Genomic DNA, 21,786 nt, shown 5'->3' with positions numbered 1-21,786 from the left:
TTTGTGATAAAATACTGATAAGTTATTTTTTATATTTACTCGTCCTGTGCCATTGCCGTGGTACGGGACTTTTTTTGTTCCCAATACAAGTTGTAAATATCTTTTGTTGGTACTCTCTCAAAGCCCCAACGACCGACGTTTACAACTCTCGGGTATCTTGTTGAACAACACTTTGTAATTGCTGTGTATGCCAAGCCCGTTTTGATTGAGGCTTGTCGGCAACTTTCGAAAATTCCTTGTATAATTCCGTTCTCGTCGAACCAAACTATTGAGGTATCTTTTACCGAGTAACCAAACTCGTATGCTTTTCGTCTGCGTTGATTTTCACTTATCGTGATCCATTCCAAATTGTCTGCTCTGTTGTCTTTGGTGTTTCCGTTTAAGTGATCCACAACAAGCACTTTGTCTATTTCCGGCTTGGTGCAAAACAACTCGGCAACTAACCTGTGAACGTCAAAGGTTCTGATTTTTCCGTTGTCATCTTGAAAGGACGTTTTCAAGTAAGCAGTCCGTCGTCCGGGTTTTGACAACTTCTGAATTTGTCCGGTTACTGTACTTTTGACTCTTCCAAGGTTTGAAACCTCATATCGTTCAAAATTAGGCACTTTTTTCCATTGCTCCATATCTACCACCCGTTCTCTTCGTCGCAAGGTTCTGCACCGGGGTAATATGGTTCGCTTTCTTCCTCTGTTTGAGTTAGTGATCCGTATCGTGTTTCATCTTGTAGCCATTCGTCAAAACCGTCCATTGCTGTCACTCCTTTTCCTTAAATGATTCCAACAATTAATTCAGAAGTAGCAAATACAATAATTAAGGTTTATCTTTCAAAAGCAGATACAGTAGTTGAACCTTTGCTTTACAACTTCTTAGTTGATTTTGCTTCCGAAACAGCCAAGAAAATTTTAACGGGTTCTTAACCCCGCACCGGGAACAATAGTTATCTTCTGGGTAAATCCTCTTCCCACAGTTTTTACAATTTCTATTTAGCACTTCCTAACACCTCCGGGTGTTTATTTTTTTAATACGATAACTTCGTAGTGTTCTGGCATGCTAACTGGTTCACCGTGTTTCTTGACTAATTCCCAATCCCGATATTCTCCACATTCAAGAATCTCTGGACTTAATGCCAACATCATTTCTAAGTGTCTAATCTTTTTCTTAAGATCTTTGATCTCATCCATTACTCGAACCACCCGTTCATGAATTTTTTAGCTTTGCTGCGTGCGTGAATCATTACATACCTAGTAATCAAAACACTTGATAGCATAGTGGTCATGAATGCTACGAACAAAAAATCTAGTGATACTTTAATCATCTTGATTTACCTCCGTTTATTTCCGAGAAATATTTCTCCATAAAAATTTTGAAGCCATTTGGTTCAAAGCTCCAATGTCTTCCGTTGTCATTGCTCGAGTAATGAACTGGTCCACCGTATTCATCACTTAGCAGCTTCTTATATTTAGGCTGGTAAAATATCTTCTCCTTAAACCAGTCCATTTTGTGATGGTAGCGATCAGTGATATCTTGCGTTGTCCACCAAGTTCCTGCATCCGCATCATGTTTAAGCTGTTCGTATTCTGCTTTTGTAATAACAACTTTGTCTTTTGGAACTTCCATTACTACGGTTGCCGTTATTTTTTGCATGTTCATAACTCCTACATTCCAAGAATTTTTTCAATTTGCTTTCGTAATTCTCTAGATTTAGGTGTCATGTCACCTTTGATTGCTCTATTGAGTTGTTGAGGATTTGCATTAATTTGTTCTGCAAGTTCTCGTTGTGTAATATGATTTTTAATAAGTGCAATCTTGATTGAACTTTCTAATTCATACGCAACTTCTGCAATTTTTTCTTCTGGCATACGATCAACTCCTTTCTATTGTTATACTTTGGTTATGCGAAAATATTAGAGGTTAAATTATAATGCGTTTAAACCAGGATTGTGTTCGTGACGTTATGCTTTATATTGAAGATAAAGCTGTTTTTGGAAAATTCTTGTTCCTAGACGAATTTCTAGAAGCAAGTGAATTATCCAACTACGAGAAGGATACAATTAAATATGTTCTTGCTAAGTTAGACGAAACCAATTACTTAAAGTCATCTATTCAATGGGTGAACGGTGACATTTATTCATTTAGTACTGGCATGATTACTTGGAATGGTCATAAATTTTTAGACACAATTCGTGATAATAAGGTATGGAGTAAAACTAAATCCATCACCAAAGATTTCGCGTCTGTTTCTATTTCTTTGATTGAAAACATAGGATCAAAAGTTATTGCCGAGATGATTTTGAATCAAATGGGTAATCCTTAACTAGAAACACCCGACCGTCTATATATATGAATACTTTTTTTGAAGGCTTATATCCCGCTCGTTGTAGGTCTTCTTTTACGTTGTTCTTCTTCCATAAAACCAAAGACAAGTCGTTAGTATGACCGACGCTCAGCGGTATCCATTGGTTGAAAAAATTTTTATAAAAGTAAATGAAATCGTATCTTTTCACTGATAGGTCACCTGCTCCATCCATTAATTTGTTCATCAAACGTCTATAAGATTTTTAACTGCTGATCTGCAAGAAATTTATTTACGAAGTATTGTTGTCCTTTACCGGTAACCTTAGGTGTTTTAGTAACGACAGTTACCCCATCACCGTTAACGTGGCTCGATTCCTTGATCTTGAACAATCCCATTTCCATTGATTTTTGAGTTGGAGAATTATAGTCAGTACCTTTACGCTTAATCAGATAACCGTTGTCTCTCATCCATTGGAATAAACGTCTTGCACCTGTATCAACGCCATTTCCTTTGATGATTTTGGCAAGATCACCAACTAAGATAGTGGTATGTGATGTGGCTACCGAATCCGCAAATACTGCTTTCGGTTTCATTAACTCAAGTTGTTCTTGTTGGTCTGCTGCTAAACGTAAAGCCTCGGCCATTGTCGACGGAATTTTGAAACCACCTGTTTTGATTTGGTCTTCCATCTTGTTAAAAGCTTCAATATATTGCATTTTGAATTTAAGAGCTTTCTTGCCTGTGAATCCCATTGCTAGTAATGTGAACCCATCTCGGTTCATGTAAATTACGCGGTATGGTTGTCTGTTTTGAGGATGAATGTATGTATCTTCGTAAAATAGGTCTGCCCAATTTTCGGCCACCCCCTCTTTTAAGTTGTCGATCGCCTCTAATACATGCTTGTGGCTTTTATCAAATGTTTCCGCAACTTGCAAACTACTAGTCACTGCCTGTTGGTCTTTCATAATTACTAAGTTATTCATGTGAATAACCTCCTGTTTGATATACTTCTCCTTAGAAAGGAGATGATAATAATGGAAATTGAAAATATACAAGCTACAATTTATACGTTCTTTCGAATCAAGCATCAATTAGAAAATCACAGCGAATTAAATCAAAGATCATTTGTTTTTAAAAATGATGGAAAACTTTTGATTGCTGATTGGATAAGTATTAATTCAGAGAACTATGACAACATTAATTTGAATCTGGAAATTTATAAGGGATCCGAATTCAAAGAATTCAAAGAACTCAAAGATAAGATGAAAGATGGATTGATTGACCACATGGATTCTTTAATTGAAGCTGTTAGCAAAATTAATATGAACCATATTAATTTCACTGAAAAAGTTACAAATATTGAATTCTTAGAAATTCCTAACAAGAAATTCAAGTATTACAAATTTCAAGAAAACTTTGACTTTGTCGGAATTATTTAGTTTTAAAAATAGGATTCATATGTTGTAGTCTTTCTAAATCTTTTTGAAGTTCAGCAGAATCCTGCTGAGCTTTTTTTATTAGATCCATAAATTCGTTTCCATTTTGTAAAGCAATTTCCATTGATGCTCTTCCATATATGGAACTTTCTAAAGTAAATTCTTCATCATTCATATCTTTCACCTCCTTTCTGTTATTTGTTCATCAAGTTGTTGACAAATTATTAGACTGAGTCTAATATAAAGGCATATCAAATAAGCAATTTAAACCCTATTACTACCGCAATTCTCGCCAAAGCATTGTATCGGTGGTCGTGTGTTTTTGTTGCTCAATTACTTGATGAATTAATAATAAGACTAAGTCTAAAATTATGCAAGTATATTTTTAGTCTAAGTCTAATTATTAGTCGTCATATATTGGAGAAAGCCTATTATGACAACGTTAGATAGAATTAAAAAAATTTCAAAGCAAAGAGGTTTTAGTCTTACAAAAGTGAACGATATGGCTAATTTAGGTACCAACACTATATATTCATGGAAACATAAAGAGCCTGGAATTAATAATCTTAAGGCTGTTGCTAATGTTTTACACGTATCTGTAGACTACCTATTGGGTAAAACGGATGATCCGGATATTAACGCTAAATCTAAAAAAGTAGATATTAAAGATGCTATGCAAGATGACTACACCATCATGAGCTATGGTGGTAGAGAAATACCACCGGAGGAATTAGAAATGATTAGACGTATCTTAGATGGGGGAAAATAATATATGAGTGATGTTACAACTTACTTACTGAATTACGCACTAGATAATCACATAGGATTCGAATTACTTAATGGAATAGATTCTGATTGGCCTTCCTTAGCTATACCAGAACGTAACATGATGTTTATTAATACGAATTGGTACAAGCAAGAGGAACTACCAATGGTGGTAGCTCATGAGATTGGTCATATGCTTAATGGTGATTCTTGCTATATGTATGACAAGTCTGGTGTGGGGAAGATTAATGCTGAAAGTGCTGCTAATAAAGTAGCTATAGATTTACTACTACAATATTGTAAAGATTATGATATCCACTTCAATAGCTATATTATGTTTCTACAGCAATTCTGTATTCCATTGAGATATGAATACATTGCCAAAAGAAAAATGGTTGTAATGTGATTTTTAATACATCCCTTCTGATACACTTATACTGATTAAATATATATTTATGGAGGAAATTATGAGTTTAAATATATTTGGAATGATACTTGATGTTGCTATCATTGCTATTCTTGCTTATGCACTTTTAAAATTTTACAAAGGATTAAACAACAATAAAATACCATTTGTTGCTTTAGTAATTATTTCAATCATCTTGATTGTCCCGTTGTTCAAAGGAATTACAGCCAATGCAGAAGAAATTATTAATCCAACACCATTCTTATCTGTAGATACTAAACATATAAAATTGACTGGAACTAGTCAAAAAGGAATATTAACCGGCAAAACACTTTCGAATGCAATGGTCACGCTAAAGGATACTTACGGAGTCGATAAGAATATAAACGTAAAAGCAGATAATAAGGGTAATTTTACAGCTAAAAATTTAGACAATAATACTGATTATAAAATTGTATCTTCAAAAAATGGTAAAAAGTCAAATTCAGTAAAAGTTTCGGTAAGTGATATACCTGATTCTGCGTATACAAAGTTCCATATAAAAAATGCTAACGATGTGGGAACACTTACTTTAAATAATGGTAATGATAATACTGTTTCAGTGAGTGGAACTGCCTCACCACATTCAACTATTAAAATTACTGATCCTGATATGAACTATTCTGTAGTTAAAACTTTACATGTAAAATCTGATGGTAAATGGGCTACTACTTTAAATGGGCCTGGTACAGGGGAAAATGATAAAAAAGAAAAGGAATATGATTTTTCTGCAAAAGTGAAAAATAGAGCTACTAAAAATGATGACTCTATTTTTATTGAAAATCCTAATCATAAAAAGAAGCAAGACATTAAATCTAATACAGCAAAAAGTTCAGATTCTGAAACAGATGATTCATCTTCATCAAATGGTAAAGTTCCTACAGAATACAAGTTAGCGCTACTCCGTGCTAATAGATATGCTAAAGTTATGAATATGTCACAACAAGGAATTTATGACCAGCTTACTTCACAGTTCGGTGATGGTTTTTCAGCTGAAGCTGCACAATATGCGGTTGATAATGTAAAGGTTAATTGGGATGAAAATGCTTTAAAAAAAGCTAAAGATTATCAAGACAAAATGAGCATGTCACCTAACGATATTCAAGAACAATTAACATCTCAATATGGTGAAGAATTTACTCAAGAGCAGGCTGACTATGCAATCCAGCATTTAAACGATTAATTAATCACAAAAATAAATCTAAGTCTATAACTAGGCTTATTTATTTTTACCTAAATTAGGAGGTACAGTCATGGCAAACTTTGAAAAAGTTGGAAGAAAATGGAAATATCGAATTAAATATAAAGATGCTGATGGAAAATGGAAATCAAAAACAAAATCATTCAATACTAAAAAAGAAGCTAAGGTTGCTGCAAATGAAATGGAAAATAGTTTAATTCGAGGCAGTAGCATTATTGATAGCAATACCACTTTTTATGATTACTATAGAAATTGGGTGAATGTTTATAAGAAACCTAATGTAGGTAAAACTTCTATGAATCGGTTTAATAACATTGCTACAGTCATCAATAACTATTTCCCACTCACTCGACTTAATGAAGTGACTAAAATGCAGTATCAAGAATTCATGAATGATTACATGAAAACACGGTCAACACTGACCTGTGAAAAAACTAATGGAATAATACGGTCATGTGTTCAAGATGCAATTGATGACCAAATAATATATTCTGACTTCACTCGTAAAGTTAAGATCAGTGGGACATCAAAAAGAAAAAAGTCTAAAAAGTATCTTTCCATTTCTGATTTCCAAAAAGTCATTGGCTATACGAACAAACATAAATCGTACAATAGTATCACCTATTACGAAGTATTGACTGGTGCATATACTGGTTTAAGGTTTGAGGAGATAAGCGGGCTTAGATGGTCAGCAATCGACTTTAAGAGTAAAACAATTACTGTGGATAGCGTGTACGATTATATGGATGCCGGTGAGATTCAGCAACGAACTAAATCAAAGACATCAAAACGTGTTATTCCGTTGCTTGATGAATTAGCTGTGATTCTAAAGCAACTAAAGATGGAGCAGAATGAGTGGCTGATATCACAGAGTGAAATTAGAAACAACGATAATATTGTGTTCCTTTCTAAGAACGGTAAAATCCCTTCTGATGCAGGTTTGATTAAATCAATGAAGTACATTCAAACTCAAGTAGGAATCCCTACAGCTAACCAAATTCGCCCACATGGGTTACGTCATACTTTTGCTAGCTATTTATTATCCACGGGAGTACAAATGAAATATGTATCCCAATTTTTAGGACATGCAAATACTATGATTACAAGCCGAGTCTATGAACATCTATTAGAGGAACAGGACAAGGAACAAACTGATCTAACTATCCAAGCTATGGAACGTCTATCAAAATAAAAAAATAACGGCTGTACCTATTATCTACCAACGGGTACAGCCGTTTTTGTCCCCAAATGTCGCAATTTAAGCAAATTGGGGACAAATTGGGGACAAGAATTTCAAAACTCGGGAATTTCCGGGAATACTTATAAATTTCAAAAACGCCTATAAACGCCGTCATATCAACATTTAACTAAACAAAAAGAGTTCCCGTAGGAACTCCCAAAAGTGCTATATAAGGTGAGTACAGGATTTGAACCTGCGCGCCGGTATTAACCGGTTCGCCGGATTTCGAGTCCGGTGCATTACCACTCTGCCAACTCACCATGATAAAGAGTATTTCTACTCTCTTATTTTAATATTAATACTGCATCAATGTAAACATGTCGTAGCCTTTAATTTTGTCACGACCGTGTAAATCTTTTAATTCAATCAAGAAAGCAGTTCCGACGACGATTCCGCCAAGTTGTTCAACTAACTTAATAGTTGCTGCTAAAGTTCCACCTGTTGCCATTAGATCGTCAACAACTAGGACCTTTTGTCCTGGTTTAACGGCGTCTTTTTGCATCCAGAGGGATCCTTGACCATATTCAAGATCGTAAGTAACTGAGACTGTTTCTCTAGGGAGCTTCCCTTTCTTACGAGCTGGAGCAAAACCTACTCCTAACTTATAAGCTACTGGACATCCCACGATGAATCCACGTGCTTCAGGTCCAGCAATCATTTCTGCGCCACGACTCTTTGCATAATCGACAATTTCGTCAGTAGCAGCAGCATAAGCCTTTCCATCCAGCATTAGTGGTGAAATGTCTCGAAATAGTACACCTGGTTCTGGAAAATCCGGAACGTTGGCAACATATTTCTTAAAATCAATATCCATCATTCATTCTCCATTCAATCTAGTTATGACAATCGAACTCGCTGATCCAGTTCAACAAATTGTCAAAATCAGACTCAATTAGTATTTTTTCAACATCATTGCGTTGTAATCGTTTCAAATAAGTTGGAGATTCGATTAATTCGCGTTGTTCTGATACTTCAGCCTTTTTAACAAAGCCATTTACCATTTTAACAAAACTCAGTTCAAAAAACACTTTTAAATAGAAATCAATGTCATTTTTATCAATATTAAGGTAATTGGCAACAACATCCATATCAGATGGCTTGATATTTTCATGCGAATACAAATATTTTAAAAATTCTTTCATATTATTCATATCAGGTTTCAAATATCTGCTTGTTAATGTGGTATGCAGATAAAGCGCTGTATGAGCCGTTTTGTTTTTAGCTAAAAATTGTTTGAACAGTTCAAGGTTATGAGGTCGATCATAAATCAAAATATTTTGACCATCGCAGTTCTCATCGAACATGATTATCTTACAGTCGAGATCATGTCTTTGCAGCATTTCATAATATGCTTGATTAAAGCAGACAATGGCATCGAAACGATTCATCAATTGTTTGGATAAGATCTTTTGACGATAGTCGATATAAATTTTTTGCAAATGATTTAACTCAGCCGCTTCTGGTGAAACTTCAAAGTCATTGATCATCATTTGTAGATTTTTTCGACCTGCCCATTCATTGACACCTAGCTCGCCGTATACATCACAAATGCTATCTTTATTCTCTTGTTCTTTTTCATAAAGGTTAAAACCAATTGCAGAAACTTGATTGTTGGAATCTGAAATCGTTGTTTTCAAATGGGTAGCGTCTTTTCCTACAGACTGACTGTTGGTAAATCTAACATCCCTCAATTGGATCACTGGCTTAGGGTTTCCCATTCCAAACGGTGCTAGTTGGTTAATTTCTTTAATTAAGTCAAAGTTAAAATCCTTGATCTTCAAATCCAGATCAAAAACTTTTTCTACCGGACTATTTGGGTCGAATGATTGCTTGGCAGGTTCCTCTTGAAGCAATGGAATCAGTTGATTCAATTCAGGTTCCGCAATTGAAAAACCACATGCTTGCGCATGTCCCCCAAATCCAGCAAATAAATCGTGATGGGCATTCAAAGCATCGAACAAATTAAATCCTTCTGGACTTCTTCCCGAACCCTTGTACAACTCTGAATCCTTATCATATTGAAGTACCATAGTTGGCTTGTGGGTCTGGTCAACTACTCGACTGGCAACGATACCTAAGATACCTTGATGCCATTGATCGCTAGTTAAAACTAACACGCCATTTTCAGCTTGTTGTTCAATTTGATCTTGTGCATCTGCATAAGCACTAGCAACCAAACCTTGACGTTTGGCATTGATTTCCTCGGTCTCGTCAACGATTTCTTTAGCCAAGCCTTCATCGCTCGTCGTCAAGAGCTCCATCGCTGAACTAGCGTCATCTAAACGGCCGATGGCGTTTAATCTTGGAGCAATCTTGAAACCAATATCTTCTTCAGAGATCTGGTTGAGCTTTAACTTGCACTTTTTGACCAAAGCCTCAAGTCCCACGTGATGATTGTCTTTCATCCGCTTTAATCCTTCGGTCACGATCACGCGATTCTCACCCTTTAAAGCAACTGAATCAGCAACAGTACCAATAGCAGCTAGATCAACAAACTCTAGTGCATCGTCTCCTAAGAGCGCGTCAGCAAACTTAAATGCCACACCTGCACCTGATAAGTATGGACAAGGATATTCAGAACCAGGAATCGTCGGATGCACGATTGCATCAGCTTCAGGCAGTTCGGCTGGCAAATCATGGTGATCAGTAATAATAACTTTGACGCCTTGGTCTTTCAAATATTTAACTTGTTCTTTTCCACTAACACCATTATCGACCGTTATCAACAAGTCGATATGTTTTTGTTCAACTAATTTCTTGTACTCATCTAAATTAGGACCGTAGCCGTCTTTGAAACGATTGGGAATAAATACGATTGGATCAACGCCCATTTTTTTGAGAGTCAAACGCATGATTGAAGCACTTGTTACTCCATCAGCATCGTAATCGCCATAAATAGCAATCTTCCCCTCGCGTTGCATGACTTCATCTAATGTCTCTAATGCCTTATCCATGTCATTTAAGGCAAATGGATCTTGGAGACCTGAAACGTCTGGATGCAAAAAATCATTTACTTCATTTTGATTACTGAAATCTCGCTCTAACAATAATTCCGCAACAATATTGCTGACATTATTATCGGTTGCGAACTTTGCAATTTCTTCTTTGGTTGGACTTTTACGTTTTGTCCACTTGATTGAAACCAATACATCACCTACTAACCAATTTATTATAACAATTAAACTCAAAAAAAAATAAGCCTCACGACTTATTTTGCAAATACGGACAATGATTTGTTGGTTGCCTTTTGGGTTTTGACCAATGAACCTTGGATGGCCCAACGATTCGTACCCCCATCAGCACAAGTGATCAGTGTCAAAAGTTTTTTGCCAGGAGAATCATCGATCAAATAAACTGCTGTTGGAGCAACGACTTTCTTGTAGTAAACCTTATACGTATAAACATGTTTCATATCAGTGATGTATGCTAGATCTCCGAGTTGAACATTTTCGAGTCTTGAAAACAAGACACCCTTATTGGTCATATAATGTCCTGCTAAGGCGTAATTGCCTTTGCCCATCTTCTCATTCGGCTTCATTGTACCGCCGCCTGTGGACAGTGCATCATTACTCAGGCCCTTTAATATAGGTAAGTATAATCCAACTGAAGGTACCGACATTTTACCGATCGTCGCAGCGTCATTATTGACGGATGCCTTGGCAACTTGAGATGCACTCAAAGGCTTGACCTTCTTGAAGTCATAATTTGCCTTCTTATGTTGATTCTTGTCCACTTGATCAGCTGTCAAAGAGCTGAGATAACGATTAGACATGTGGTCAACGGCAAATTCTTTCAAAGGTTCATTAAATATCAAACCTAGTGCAACTAGAAACAGTAAAACTATTCCCGTGATTGAAAAAAATTTTCTCATAGTATCCTTCACATTCTTAGATTTATTATCTTCGTGGTAATAATATCTTATTTAAATTCAAAAGTTAAATTATTGAGACTTCTGCCAAATCATAGTAGTTTAAGGTTACTTAAAGGTCACTCAATTAATCTTAACTTCATTATCATATTTATTAGTATATCAAATTCGGAGGTAAATAAATGAGTATTCTAGTATTAGGTGGAGCCGGATACATCGGTTCCCACACGGTCGATCACCTTTGTCAAATGGACTATCAAGTCGTCGTTGCTGATAATTTAGCAACAGGACACAAAACCGCTATTAACCCCAAGGCAAAATTTTATCAGGGCGATGTTCGTGACAAAAGTTTTTTAAATGAAATTTTTCAAAAAGAAGATATCACTGATGTGATCCATTTTGCAGCTTTTTCAATCGTTCCAGAATCAATGAAGAACCCGCTTAAATATTTTGACAACAATACCTATGGGATGATTTCGTTGTTAGAGGCAATGAATGAAAACGACGTTAAGCATATCGTCTTCTCATCGACTGCTGCAACCTATGGTGAACCTAAACAAATTCCCATCAAAGAAATTGATCCAACTATTCCGACCAACCCATATGGCGAAAGCAAACTGGCTATGGAAAAAATCATGCATTGGTCTGACGTTGCATATGGCATTAAATTCGTAGCACTCAGATACTTCAACGTTGCTGGAGCGAAAGCTGACGGCAGTATCGGCGAAGACCATCATCCAGAAACTCACTTGATTCCAGTTGTCTTAGAAGTTGCTGCCGGACAACGTGATGAATTAACGATCTTTGGTGATGATTACGATACCAAAGACGGTACTAACGTGCGTGATTACGTTCACGTCGAAGATCTTGCTGAAGCACATCGCCTGGCAATGGAATTTCTACGCGATGGCAACCAAAGCAATATCTTTAATTTAGGTTCTTCTAATGGTTTTTCAAACAAAGAAATCTTATCTGCTGCCAGAGAAGTTACTCAAAAAGAAATTCCCGCCACGATTGGTCCTAGACGTGCTGGTGACCCTAGTACATTGATTGCTGCCAGTGACAAAGCTAGAAAAGTTCTTGGCTGGGAGCCAAAATTCGACGACGTCCACAAAATGATTCAGGATGCATGGAACTTTAAATCAAAACATTTAAATGGTTATCAAGACAACTAAAGGAATCCCAAATGGGATTCCTTTTTTCATTAAATCAAATATTCTAAATCACTAGCAACTGTTGGATAGCCAAAGATGATCTGGTTAACTTTTTCATTGTTAATTTTCTTGTCGATAGCGACTGTCAATAAATTGATGAGTTCATCTGCTTGTTCAGTTAGTATCGTTGCTCCAACGATTTGATCATCGTTATCAAAGACGATTTTAGCTTTTGCAACAGGTTCGTTTATCCGATGATAAGTAAACCAGCCAGTCAAATCTTGGGCAACGATGTGATACTTATCTTTATTTTTTTCAGCATCAGGAATCGAAACGCCAACTTTAGCTAGTTTTGGACTTCCGTAGACTAATGTTGGAATTGCTGGATAGTCAATTGGATTATTATCATTTCCAATTATATGGTCAACAGCATATCCGGCTTCGAATCCAGCAACTGGCGTTAGCTTAGGACCAGTTTTGTCGATCACATCACCGACTGCGTAAATATTCTTGTTAGTAGTTTGTAAATATTGATTGACCTTGATGCCACGTTTGCCAATTTCAACACCAGCAGAATCCAAGCTCATCCCTTCAACATTAGGGATTCGCCCAGTAGCACAAATAACTAGATCAGTGTTTAAAATGAAGTCATCTGCTTTAATTGTGTAATGGTCATCTACCTTTTCCACTTCCTTGGTGTCTACATTGAAATGGAATTGAATCCCTCGTTGTTTCATTTGTTCGACCATTTCATTGACATATTCTTGGTCAAACTCCTTCAGTGGACGGTCATTATGATGAATTAAATGAACCTCAGCGCCGGTAGCATTGGCAATATTGGCCAGCTCCATTGCAATGTATCCTGCGCCAATAAAGGTTATAGATTTAGGCATCTTTTTTAGTGACAAGAATTCGTTGCTGGTCAATAAGTTTTCAGATCCTGTGATATTTAAAATCGATGGACGTTGTCCGGTTGCGATAATGAAATCGTTCGCCTGAAAAGTTTCATCTCCTAAATTCAATGCATTCTCGGAAATAAATTTTGGACTTCCTTCATAGGTGTCAATTCCAGCAGAGACTAAGCCAGACTTGCTACCAGCTGAAACGGGATCAGTAAAGGTCTTCTTAAATGCCTCTAGTTCTGTCCAGTTAACATAAGGGACGTTGCTAAAGCCCTTGCCTTGAAACTGCGCAATCCGATCACGTCCTTCAACTGCACTCAATAATACTTTCTTTGGATCACAGCCACGATTAGGACAAGTGCCGCCCCAAAGGTCATTTTCAAATACCGCTGTATTCTTGCCGGCAGATTTTAATTTATAAGCAGCTGCTAATCCAGCCGGGCCACCGCCGATTACAATTGCATCGTATTGTTTCATCCCACATACCTCCAAATTACGAATAAGTTATCGTTTTCATTGTAACCTAATCAAAAAAATAGTGATATTAGGAGGCTCTGCCCACTAAAAAAAGCCGCATGAATGCGACTTTTTGAAACTTAATATTAATATGATCTAGCAATCCAAACTGTGTATTTAGCTGGCTTTCCACTAACAATATCAACTTTCTTTTCCATTGGTGGGTTGAAAGGAATATTACGAGTTGTAAAACCAGTCTCTTCTTTGATCTTAGCTTCTGTTTCTTCAGTTCCGTCCCATCCGATAAGTACGAATCCAGGAACCTCACCAGCAGTTTTCTTTGTTTCGATGTGTTTCTTTAAATCGTCAAGAGTATCAATATCGAAGTATTCATTTTCTTTGTTTCTAGCGTCAGCAGATTCTAACAATCTAGTTTGCATTGTCTCAAGTTGATCCTTGATGTAATCTTCGATACCGTCAAGTGATTCAGTTTGCTTATCGTCAAGATCACGCATCTTGATAACTGCTTGGCCATTTTTAATATCTCTAGGTCCTAATTCCACGTGCATTGGGATACCTTTTTGTTCCCACTCGTTGAACTTGTATCCAGGAGTATTATCGGAATCATCGATCTTAGCACGAACACCCTTTTCTTTAAGAGTGGCTAACATCTTATCAAGTGTTTCCATGATTTCAGGATTCTTTTGCCATGGTCCAACTGGAATCAAGACAACTTGTGTAGAAGCAACTTTAGGAGGCAATACCAGACCCTTTTCATCACCATGGACCATAATCATAGCGCCAATCAGACGTGTCGAAATTCCCCATGAAGTCGTGTAAACATACTTGTGAGTATCATCTTTATCAAGGAATTTGATATCGAATGACTTCGCAAAGTTTTGACCTAAGTAATGTGATGTACCAGCTTGAACAGCCTTACCATCACGCATCATTGTTTCAATTGAATAAGTATCAACCGCACCAGCAAAACGTTCTGATGGAGTCTTTTGACCCTTGAATGAAGGGATGGCTAGATAATTAACAATCAAATCTTCATAAGCATCCAAAATGGCCATTGTTCTGTGTCGTGCATCCTCTTCAGAAACGTGTGCTGTATGACCTTCTTGCCATAAGAATTCTGAAGTTCTCAAGAACGGAAGCGTCTTTTTCTCCCAACGGAAAACATTAGCCCATTGGTTGATCTCATATGGTAGATCACGATATGAGTTGATCCAATCACTAAACGCGTTACCAATAATTGTTTCAGAAGTTGGACGTAAACCGTAAGGTTCATCTAACTTTTCATTACCAACTTGTGTCATCCAAGGAATTTCAGGAGCAAAGCCCTCAACGTGTTCTTCTTCTTTTTCAAAGAAATGCTTTGGAATCAACATTGGGAAATAAGCATTACGTATGCCTTGAGTTGCTAAATACTTATTGAATTGGTCTTGAATACCTTCCCAAAGAGCAAACCCATCCGGCTTAAAAATAATACAGCCTCTGACAGGTGCATATGCCATTAAGTCGGCATTTTTAATGGTTTGAATATACCATTCTGAAAAGTTCTCTTTTTGTAAATCTGACATCTTATCCCTCCTAATTTGTGTAAAAAAAAACTATTTCATCCTAATAAAGGACGAAATAGTTTCCGTGGTGCCACCTTAGTTAATCTTCAAATGAAGATTCACTCAATATCTATAACGCTGAAAAGCGATTGCCAACCGACAATGGTTAAACCTGGCAGGTTCATGACCATTTTTCGGCTAACCTCGCCTCTCAGAATTCGACGAGTTCTCTGTAACCACACGATCATTACTAATCCAAATTTTTAATACAATTCAAATATAATTAAAATTAGCATTTTTGTCAATATGAAACGTGAAAACGCGAACATTTTTTTCAATCGACTCATTTAAGTAAAAATTTAGTTATAAAAAAACCCGATGCACTAGCATCGAGTCTAATTACAAAACAATTTTGATTATGCACCAGGGATCAAACTTGTGATTCCTTTGATGATTGATGAAACTGTTGAACCAGCACTTGTAAGTTTGCCTAGAGCATCTGAAGCACCGCTTACGACATTTCCAATTCCGTCGGTAACATTCTTGATTGTGTCACCAGCTTTTGAAAGTCCATTAGTAACAGAACCAATGGCATCTGAAGCGTCCTTGATAGGATTTGTGATAGCAGTTTTAACTGAATCATGTAAATCATTTAAGCTGTCAAGAGTACCCTTAGCACTCTTGTTAACTGTTGCTAATGAATCAAGTGGTTTTGAAACAGCGTTTGTAGCAGTGTTGAGAGCATCACTTGCAACTGCTTTAGCATCGCTAGCAACTGTCTTGATTGCATCTTTAGCATCGTTAATTGGTGTTGTAACTAAGTTCTTAGCTGCATTATGAACGGTGTTTGCGGCTGTGTCAAAGCTCTTAGTTGTGCTTGCAACACTGTCGTTAATCTTAGACAGGTTATCAAGCGGATTCTTGATAGCATTTGTCAAATCTGTACCAATGTTATTGATTGCTTCTTTTGCATCGTTGATTGGATTTTCAACTAATTTCTTAACTGAATCATGAGTGTCACTTAAACTACTGTTAACTTTGTTAAGGTTGTCAAGACCATTCGTAACTGCATTTGTGAGAACGTTACCAGGTTCTTGAAGTAATTTTTGACCATTGTCCACGGCAGTTGTGACTGCGGCAGTTGTATCACCAATCTTAGTAGCAGCATCTTTGATTGTATCTAAAAGATCCTTCTTTGGTGTGGCTGCTTCATCGTCTTTCTTTGTTGTATCAGTTGATGTGTCAGCTGGAGCTGCAGGTTTTGCAGGAGTTGGTTCATTTTCTGTCAATGCTGGAAGATAAATCCAACCTGTAACATTATCATTGTTAGTAATGTTTTCGTAAAGGTTACCTTGAGCGTTTGCAACTTGGTTCAAACCTTTGAAAGTAGTGTGTGTGTAATCTGCAGCCTTTGCGACTACTTTTGATGATGAGCTGTAAGGAGTGTCCCAGATGTAGTAATCCGGGTTTGCAATCCAATATGCACGTCCTTCTGTGTAGTTACCAGGATTTGATACTGTTGGTTCTGTGTTAAGTGGTTCTGAAGTGTTTGTATCAGTTGCAGCGGCTGTTGTTGCTTGTGTGTTTTGTGTTGTTGCTGCTGAATCTGTATAAACAATTGGATCTGCAGTTGGTGCACTTGTTGCAGCAGCCTGTGTATTGGCTGTTGGGTCGTTAGCAACTACAAGTGGTGAATTTTGTGATTGTGTTGTTGCTACGACGTCTGATGATTCTTCAGTTGTGGTAGATTGTGTCAATGCCTGGCTGGCTGCTTGAACATTTTCAACTGTCGTTTGATCAGTTGTTGTTGTGTCAGCGGCTTGAACATTACCATTGCCTGCCATAAGTAGTGTGAATGGAACTGCCAAAACTGAGGCATATAGTAAGTTGTATTTCTTCATATTGCATTCCCCCAAGAAAATATTCATTCATTAATCATTTTCTGAATAAATATATTATAAACCCATGCACCAGGAATGTAAACGCTTTTATATAAATATAATCATTAAATATAGTATTTTTTTAGTCATGAACAAACCAAATAATTTTATTTATCAATAATATTAGCTGAATCTATCATGAAATCGCTCACATTTTAATAAAACGGTTTCATTTTTTAATAAAAAATAACTGAATTCTTTCGCATAACAATAGGCTTAATTAAATTTGTTACTTAGCTAACCATTAAAATAATTTTTTAATTTTCAAATTACATAAAACCATTTAATAAATTTTAGTGATTATTTAGTAATGTTAACTAAATTGTCATTATCAATAATGTTTTTCTTTAATAATACGCTTACATTATATTTTTAGTATTAGCTTTTTAGTGTGTTTTTCATTATTTTCAAGCATATTTTGCCCCTCTTGAGCATCCGTTAGTGAAAGCTCTAGAAGATCATCGTTTAGTAGCTTTCCTTCCGAGAAATAATGATTTAAAAATTCCGCAGCTTTACTTAATTGTCCTAGAGTGGCATGACTGATAACGAATCCCTTGATCTGTTTAAGATTCATATAGAAATCTCTCACATCAAAATTAAACTGATTGTTTGCAGGAGCAGTTATCAATGCAACCATGCCAGAAAGATTTAATTTGCATAAATTATCAGATAAGTCTACCTTCCCCGATGTATCAACGATGTAATCATAGGTCCCAGCAATTTTATCAAGCCCCTGATGATAATCTAAGACATTGCTAGCGCCAATTTTTTTCAAAAAAGTAAAATCCTTGGGGTTGCTGGTTGTAGATACTTGCAATCCTAATGATTTGCCGATTTCAACTAATTTACTGCCAACATGACCGGCAGCTCCTTCAACCAAAATCTTGTTTCCTGACTTTATCCGCAAAACGTTTGTTAATAAAATAAATGCAGTCGCCGATGAATGTACCGAAGCAACCAATTGTTTTGGATCGACATTTTCGGGAACAGAATAAGTTCTATCAGCTGGAATGGCTGCAAATTCACTAGTGACGCCATTTCGTCCATCATAGCCCATACTGTTAGTCCAGACTCGTTGACCAATTGAAAAAGTTTTGATATTTGCACCACATTTTTCAATTACTCCAACAGCATCTCTACCAATGACAAATGGAAAATCCATTTTCGTCTTAAACGCACCAGAACGTACAAATGTATCAACATGGTTGATCGACACGTACTCAACCTTAATTAAGACGTCATTGTCACCTATTTCTGGTACCGGTAAATCACCAATATTTATCTCGTCCACAGATCCAGTTTTATTAATGAAAGCAGCTTTCATATTTTCACCCCATTTTCCTACTCACTTACATCATACTAGTCCAACAAAAAAACGTTATTGATTTTAACTTCAATAACGTTCTTTAATTATTTATTTTCTGATGATTCTTTGCCGCGGTTCAAGTTCAAGACAGACATAAAGGCTTCTTGAGGAATTGAAACTTTCCCCACTTCCTTCATACGCTTCTTACCCGCCTTCTGCTTGTTCAACAGCTTATCACGTCTAGTTCTATCACCACCATATAATTTGGCGGTAACATCCTTACGATAAGCTTTAACAGTAGCTCTGGCGACAATCTTGTTCCCAATAGCTGCTTGAATCGGAATTTCAAACATTTGTCGTGGAATAACTTCCTTTAGCTTAGAAACAATATCACGACCACGTTGGAAGGCAAAATCACGATGGACAACAAAACTCAAAGCATCAACTGGTTCACCGTTGAGCAAAATATCCATTTTGACTAGATCACTAGGTTTGTAATCTTCCACATCGTAATCTAGGGAAGCATAACCCTTGGTGTTTGATTTTAAGTCATCGAAGAAATCAAAAATGATTTCTAGCAACGGCAATTTGTAAATTACATTAACTCGATATTTATCCAGATAATCCATTGTGACAAATTCGCCACGTTTTCTCTGACACAATTCCATGACTGGACCAACATAATCCTCAGGAACCATTATCTCAGCACGAACGTATGGTTCTCGTATTTCTTTGATCTCGGATACTTCAGGAAGTTCAGCAGGATTATCAACAACGATCTCTTCACCATCAGTTTTAGTGACATGATAATCAACAGATGGTGATGTGATGATCAATTCTAGATTGAATTCTCGTTCCAATCTTTCTTGAATAACATCCATGTGCAACAAACCTAAAAATCCACAACGGAAACCAAATCCCAAGGCTTGAGAAGTTTCAGGTTCAAATTCCAGTGCAGCATCGTTTAGTTGTAATTTTTCCAAAGCTTCACGAAGATCTTCGTACTTTGCATTATCAACTGGATACATACCAGCGTATACCATTGGCGTACTTGGACGATAACCTGTTAATGGTTCATCTGTAGGATTATCAGCTAATGTGACAGTATCACCAACTTGAGTATCTTTAACAGTTTTAATTGCAGCAGTTATATAGCCAACATCACCTGCCATTAAGTAATCTCTCGTCACAGCCTTTGGTGACATCACACCTACTTCAGTAACTTCAAACTTCTTGTGGTTATTCATGATCTCAATGGTATCGCCAGGTTTAACTGTACCTTCAAACAAGCGAACGTTTAAAACGACACCACGATAACTATCGTAATTAGAATCAAAGATCAATGCCTTCAACGGAGCTGTGATATCACCTTCAGGTGCCGGGATATCAGTTACGATCCGTTCGATCAATTCATCAATTCCAACACCAGTTTTAGCACTAGTTAAAACAGCATCTTCAGCATCGATACCAATCATTTCTTCGATCTCATTTTTGACCTTTTCAGGTTCAGCGGATGGTAAATCAATTTTATTGATAACTGGAACAATTTCCAAGTCGTTATCGATAGCTAAATAAGTATTAGCCAATGTTTGAGCTTCAACACCCTGTGCAGCATCAACAATCAATAAAGCACCCTCGCAGGCAGCAAGCGAACGAGACACCTCGTATGAAAAATCGACGTGTCCTGGTGTATCGATTAGATGAAAGATATAAGTTTCTCCATCCTTGGCTTTGTATTCAAGTTCAACAGCATTCAATTTAATGGTAATTCCACGTTCACGTTCCAATGGCATATCATCAAGGATTTGAGCTTTCATATCACGTTTTGCAATAGAATGAGTCTTCTCCAAGATCTGATCGGCAATTGTAGACTTCCCATGATCAATGTGCGCAACGATTGAAAAGTTACGGATATGCTTTTGACGTTCTTTTAATTTATCTAAGTCCATTTATGAATCTCCTTTAACCAGACTATTATACCAAAAAAAGGTTGAGGTTTCGCCCTCAACCTTTTGATTAATCGCCATTAAAGGCATCTCTGATCTTATTGAAAAAGTTGCTATCTTTTTCGCGGATTTTATTTCCACCCGCTTCAGAGAATTGTTTCAAAGCTTCTTTTTGTGCGCCAGAAAGTTTTCTTGGCGTAACAATGTTTACAGTGACTTTTTCGTCACCGACGTTCTTACTATTCAATACAGGTGCACCCTTACCCTTCAAACGGAAAGATGTACCTGTCTGTGTACCACTAGGTACAGTCAATTTAACGGGACCATGAACTGTGTTAACGTCAATTTCATCCCCAAGTGCAGCTTGAGGGAAACTGATATTTACAGAAGTGTAAATAGTTGAACCATTACGCTTGAACTCTTTACTTGGTGCAACTCTAAATACAATGTAAAGATCACCGTAAGGTCCGCCATTTTCACCGGCCTCGCCTTGTTGATCAAGACGCATTTGTTGTCCATCTTCAACACCAGCAGGAACTGTTACTTCAAGAGAATGCTTTTCATTAACCTTACCTTTACCATGGCAAGTTTCACATTTTTCTTTAATTTCCTTACCAGTACCGCCACAAACATCACATACTACACGTGTACGCATACGACCGAGTGGGGTTTGACGATCAACTTCCATATAACCTGATCCATGACACTTACTACATGTAATCGGTTCGGTACCTGGCTTAGCACCATTTCCGCCACAGGTAGCACATTTTTCTTCACGGTTGTATGAAATAGTTGTCTTCTTACCAAAGACACCTTCTTCAAAAGTCAGATCCATTCTGTATTGAAGATCTGAACCTTGTCGTGGTGAATTAGGATTTTGTTGACGGGCTGTACCGCCGCCAAAGAATTGGCTGAAAATATCTTCAAAGCCACCAAATCCTTGGTCTCCGCCACCGCCGAAACCGCCAAATCCTTGACCAGCTCCACCATTCATACCGGCAGAACCATATTGATCATATTGGGCACGTTTTTGTGGGTCTTTAAGAGTTTCATATGCATCGTTGATCTGTTTAAACTTTTCTTCAGCATCGGGAGCTTTGTTAATATCTGGATGATATTTCTTTGAAAGTCTCCGGAATGCATGTTTTATGTCATCTTGTGAAGCGTCTTTATCAACGCCTAGCACGTCATATGGATCTCTGTCAGCCATTAAAAATCACCTTTATATGAAAGTTGGGACAAATTACTTTGTCCCAACAGTCTAAT

22 protein-coding genes and 1 tRNA gene are annotated in these 21,786 nt (G+C 36.9%); 7 read left to right on the top strand and 16 right to left on the bottom strand.

What is annotated here, in order from left to right; all coding sequences use genetic code 11:
• Window positions 1-35: 35 nt before the first annotated feature.
• The 4 genes from LKF16_RS01170 to LKF16_RS01155 form a co-directional block, all read right to left on the bottom strand.
• Entirely contained in the window at window positions 36-623 is a 588-nt protein-coding gene (locus tag LKF16_RS01170) for an NUMOD4 motif-containing HNH endonuclease (protein WP_291472133.1), read from the bottom strand.
• Between the two features lie 387 nt (window positions 624-1,010).
• Complete coding sequence (locus tag LKF16_RS01165) at window positions 1,011-1,181, bottom strand: hypothetical protein (RefSeq protein WP_291472131.1); 171 nt, start codon at window positions 1,179-1,181, stop codon at window positions 1,011-1,013.
• Between the two features lie 130 nt (window positions 1,182-1,311).
• The gene (locus LKF16_RS01160) at window positions 1,312-1,644 is read right to left on the bottom strand and encodes a DUF771 domain-containing protein (protein WP_291472129.1); all 333 of its coding nucleotides are present in this window, start codon (window positions 1,642-1,644) and stop codon (window positions 1,312-1,314) included.
• Window positions 1,645-1,655: 11 nt separating this feature from the next.
• Complete coding sequence (locus tag LKF16_RS01155) at window positions 1,656-1,859, bottom strand: helix-turn-helix domain-containing protein (protein ID WP_048702604.1); 204 nt, start codon at window positions 1,857-1,859, stop codon at window positions 1,656-1,658.
• Between the two features lie 62 nt (window positions 1,860-1,921).
• On the opposite strand from LKF16_RS01155, the gene LKF16_RS01150 reads away from it, so the two are divergent.
• Window positions 1,922-2,314, top strand: coding sequence for a DUF2513 domain-containing protein (locus LKF16_RS01150; protein WP_048702603.1), 393 nt, complete (start codon window positions 1,922-1,924; stop codon window positions 2,312-2,314).
• A gap of 233 nt (window positions 2,315-2,547) precedes the next feature.
• On the opposite strand, the gene LKF16_RS01145 is transcribed toward LKF16_RS01150, so the two are convergent.
• Entirely contained in the window at window positions 2,548-3,279 is a 732-nt protein-coding gene (locus LKF16_RS01145; protein ID WP_291472124.1) for a phage antirepressor KilAC domain-containing protein, read from the bottom strand.
• 51 nt (window positions 3,280-3,330) lie between these two features.
• Between LKF16_RS01145 and LKF16_RS01140 the strand changes: the two genes are divergently transcribed.
• On the top strand, window positions 3,331-3,735 hold the full coding sequence (locus LKF16_RS01140; protein WP_291472122.1) for a hypothetical protein: 405 nt from the start codon (window positions 3,331-3,333) through the stop codon (window positions 3,733-3,735).
• Here the strand turns inward: LKF16_RS01140 and LKF16_RS01135 are convergent.
• Window positions 3,728-3,907 (bottom strand): hypothetical protein, encoded by a 180-nt coding sequence (locus LKF16_RS01135; protein WP_291472120.1) that lies wholly within the window; start codon window positions 3,905-3,907, stop codon window positions 3,728-3,730. The two genes, LKF16_RS01140 and LKF16_RS01135, sit on opposite strands and share 8 nt — an antisense overlap.
• Window positions 3,908-4,165: 258 nt before the next feature.
• Here LKF16_RS01135 and LKF16_RS01130 point away from each other — a divergent pair, with 258 nt between their 5' ends.
• The 4 genes from LKF16_RS01130 (at window position 4,166) to LKF16_RS01115 (ending at window position 7,335) form a co-directional block, all read left to right on the top strand.
• A complete protein-coding gene (locus tag LKF16_RS01130; RefSeq protein ID WP_291472118.1) occupies window positions 4,166-4,501 on the top strand; it encodes a helix-turn-helix domain-containing protein in 336 nt (111 codons plus the stop codon).
• A 3-nt stretch (window positions 4,502-4,504) separates the two neighbouring features.
• Window positions 4,505-4,903 (top strand): M48 family metalloprotease, encoded by a 399-nt coding sequence (locus LKF16_RS01125; RefSeq protein WP_048703794.1) that lies wholly within the window; start codon window positions 4,505-4,507, stop codon window positions 4,901-4,903.
• 61 nt (window positions 4,904-4,964) lie between these two features.
• Window positions 4,965-6,125, top strand: coding sequence for an Ltp family lipoprotein (locus LKF16_RS01120; protein ID WP_291472114.1), 1,161 nt, complete (start codon window positions 4,965-4,967; stop codon window positions 6,123-6,125).
• Window positions 6,126-6,195: 70 nt separating this feature from the next.
• On the top strand, window positions 6,196-7,335 hold the full coding sequence (locus tag LKF16_RS01115; RefSeq protein WP_291472112.1) for a site-specific integrase: 1,140 nt from the start codon (window positions 6,196-6,198) through the stop codon (window positions 7,333-7,335).
• A 220-nt stretch (window positions 7,336-7,555) separates the two neighbouring features.
• Here the strand turns inward: LKF16_RS01115 and LKF16_RS01110 are convergent.
• From LKF16_RS01110 to LKF16_RS01095, 4 genes are all read right to left on the bottom strand, one after another.
• A tRNA-Ser gene (locus LKF16_RS01110) sits at window positions 7,556-7,643 on the bottom strand.
• Window positions 7,644-7,678: 35 nt separating this feature from the next.
• Complete coding sequence (locus tag LKF16_RS01105; RefSeq protein WP_291472110.1) at window positions 7,679-8,197, bottom strand: adenine phosphoribosyltransferase; 519 nt, start codon at window positions 8,195-8,197, stop codon at window positions 7,679-7,681.
• Window positions 8,198-8,216: 19 nt separating this feature from the next.
• A complete protein-coding gene (gene recJ / locus LKF16_RS01100) occupies window positions 8,217-10,529 on the bottom strand; it encodes a single-stranded-DNA-specific exonuclease RecJ (protein WP_291472108.1) in 2,313 nt (770 codons plus the stop codon).
• A 62-nt stretch (window positions 10,530-10,591) separates the two neighbouring features.
• Entirely contained in the window at window positions 10,592-11,254 is a 663-nt protein-coding gene (locus LKF16_RS01095) for a class A sortase (RefSeq protein WP_291472106.1), read from the bottom strand.
• A gap of 179 nt (window positions 11,255-11,433) precedes the next feature.
• Here LKF16_RS01095 and galE point away from each other — a divergent pair, with 179 nt between their 5' ends.
• Window positions 11,434-12,426: a UDP-glucose 4-epimerase GalE gene (galE, locus tag LKF16_RS01090; protein WP_291472104.1), complete on the top strand. Its 993-nt coding sequence runs from the start codon at window positions 11,434-11,436 to the stop codon at window positions 12,424-12,426.
• Between the two features lie 29 nt (window positions 12,427-12,455).
• Here galE and LKF16_RS01085 read toward each other — a convergent pair whose 3' ends face one another.
• The 6 genes from LKF16_RS01085 to dnaJ form a co-directional block, all read right to left on the bottom strand.
• A complete protein-coding gene (locus tag LKF16_RS01085; protein ID WP_291472102.1) occupies window positions 12,456-13,784 on the bottom strand; it encodes a dihydrolipoyl dehydrogenase family protein in 1,329 nt (442 codons plus the stop codon).
• A gap of 125 nt (window positions 13,785-13,909) precedes the next feature.
• Complete coding sequence (gene proS, locus LKF16_RS01080) at window positions 13,910-15,349, bottom strand: proline--tRNA ligase (protein ID WP_291472100.1); 1,440 nt, start codon at window positions 15,347-15,349, stop codon at window positions 13,910-13,912.
• A gap of 395 nt (window positions 15,350-15,744) precedes the next feature.
• Entirely contained in the window at window positions 15,745-17,229 is a 1,485-nt protein-coding gene (locus tag LKF16_RS01075) for a hypothetical protein (protein WP_291472098.1), read from the bottom strand.
• A gap of 403 nt (window positions 17,230-17,632) precedes the next feature.
• Window positions 17,633-18,592: a quinone oxidoreductase family protein gene (locus tag LKF16_RS01070; RefSeq protein WP_291472097.1), complete on the bottom strand. Its 960-nt coding sequence runs from the start codon at window positions 18,590-18,592 to the stop codon at window positions 17,633-17,635.
• Between the two features lie 86 nt (window positions 18,593-18,678).
• Window positions 18,679-20,523 carry a translation elongation factor 4 gene (gene lepA / locus LKF16_RS01065; RefSeq protein ID WP_291472096.1) on the bottom strand — a complete coding sequence of 615 codons (1,845 nt, stop codon included), beginning with the start codon at window positions 20,521-20,523 and terminating at the stop codon, window positions 18,679-18,681.
• Between the two features lie 67 nt (window positions 20,524-20,590).
• Window positions 20,591-21,730, bottom strand: a complete 1,140-nt coding sequence (gene dnaJ, locus LKF16_RS01060; RefSeq protein WP_291472095.1) for a molecular chaperone DnaJ — start codon at window positions 21,728-21,730, stop codon at window positions 20,591-20,593.
• Window positions 21,731-21,786: the final 56 nt, after the last annotated feature.

The organism is Companilactobacillus sp. (genome assembly GCF_022484265.1).
Taxonomy (GTDB): Bacteria; Bacillota; Bacilli; order Lactobacillales; family Lactobacillaceae; genus Companilactobacillus.
Note: the sequence above shows the minus strand (reverse complement) of the source record. Positions and strands in the feature narration are given on the sequence as shown.

Coding starts and splice junctions, on each gene's coding strand:
- LKF16_RS01095 (WP_291472106.1), bottom strand. CDS start 11,254: ATGAGAAAATTTTTTTCAATCACGGGAATAGTTTTACTGTTTCTAGTT.
- LKF16_RS01135 (WP_291472120.1), bottom strand. CDS start 3,907: ATGAATGATGAAGAATTTACTTTAGAAAGTTCCATATATGGAAGAGCA.
- galE (WP_291472104.1), top strand. CDS start 11,434: ATGAGTATTCTAGTATTAGGTGGAGCCGGATACATCGGTTCCCACACG.
- LKF16_RS01145 (WP_291472124.1), bottom strand. CDS start 3,279: ATGAATAACTTAGTAATTATGAAAGACCAACAGGCAGTGACTAGTAGT.
- LKF16_RS01125 (WP_048703794.1), top strand. CDS start 4,505: ATGAGTGATGTTACAACTTACTTACTGAATTACGCACTAGATAATCAC.
- LKF16_RS01070 (WP_291472097.1), bottom strand. CDS start 18,592: ATGAAAGCTGCTTTCATTAATAAAACTGGATCTGTGGACGAGATAAAT.
- LKF16_RS01170 (WP_291472133.1), bottom strand. CDS start 623: ATGGAGCAATGGAAAAAAGTGCCTAATTTTGAACGATATGAGGTTTCA.
- LKF16_RS01150 (WP_048702603.1), top strand. CDS start 1,922: ATGCGTTTAAACCAGGATTGTGTTCGTGACGTTATGCTTTATATTGAA.
- LKF16_RS01165 (WP_291472131.1), bottom strand. CDS start 1,181: ATGGATGAGATCAAAGATCTTAAGAAAAAGATTAGACACTTAGAAATG.
- LKF16_RS01160 (WP_291472129.1), bottom strand. CDS start 1,644: ATGCAAAAAATAACGGCAACCGTAGTAATGGAAGTTCCAAAAGACAAA.
- LKF16_RS01155 (WP_048702604.1), bottom strand. CDS start 1,859: ATGCCAGAAGAAAAAATTGCAGAAGTTGCGTATGAATTAGAAAGTTCA.
- proS (WP_291472100.1), bottom strand. CDS start 15,349: ATGTCAGATTTACAAAAAGAGAACTTTTCAGAATGGTATATTCAAACC.
- LKF16_RS01075 (WP_291472098.1), bottom strand. CDS start 17,229: ATGAAGAAATACAACTTACTATATGCCTCAGTTTTGGCAGTTCCATTC.
- LKF16_RS01105 (WP_291472110.1), bottom strand. CDS start 8,197: ATGGATATTGATTTTAAGAAATATGTTGCCAACGTTCCGGATTTTCCA.
- dnaJ (WP_291472095.1), bottom strand. CDS start 21,730: ATGGCTGACAGAGATCCATATGACGTGCTAGGCGTTGATAAAGACGCT.
- LKF16_RS01085 (WP_291472102.1), bottom strand. CDS start 13,784: ATGAAACAATACGATGCAATTGTAATCGGCGGTGGCCCGGCTGGATTA.
- LKF16_RS01140 (WP_291472122.1), top strand. CDS start 3,331: ATGGAAATTGAAAATATACAAGCTACAATTTATACGTTCTTTCGAATC.
- LKF16_RS01115 (WP_291472112.1), top strand. CDS start 6,196: ATGGCAAACTTTGAAAAAGTTGGAAGAAAATGGAAATATCGAATTAAA.
- lepA (WP_291472096.1), bottom strand. CDS start 20,523: ATGGACTTAGATAAATTAAAAGAACGTCAAAAGCATATCCGTAACTTT.
- LKF16_RS01120 (WP_291472114.1), top strand. CDS start 4,965: ATGAGTTTAAATATATTTGGAATGATACTTGATGTTGCTATCATTGCT.
- LKF16_RS01130 (WP_291472118.1), top strand. CDS start 4,166: ATGACAACGTTAGATAGAATTAAAAAAATTTCAAAGCAAAGAGGTTTT.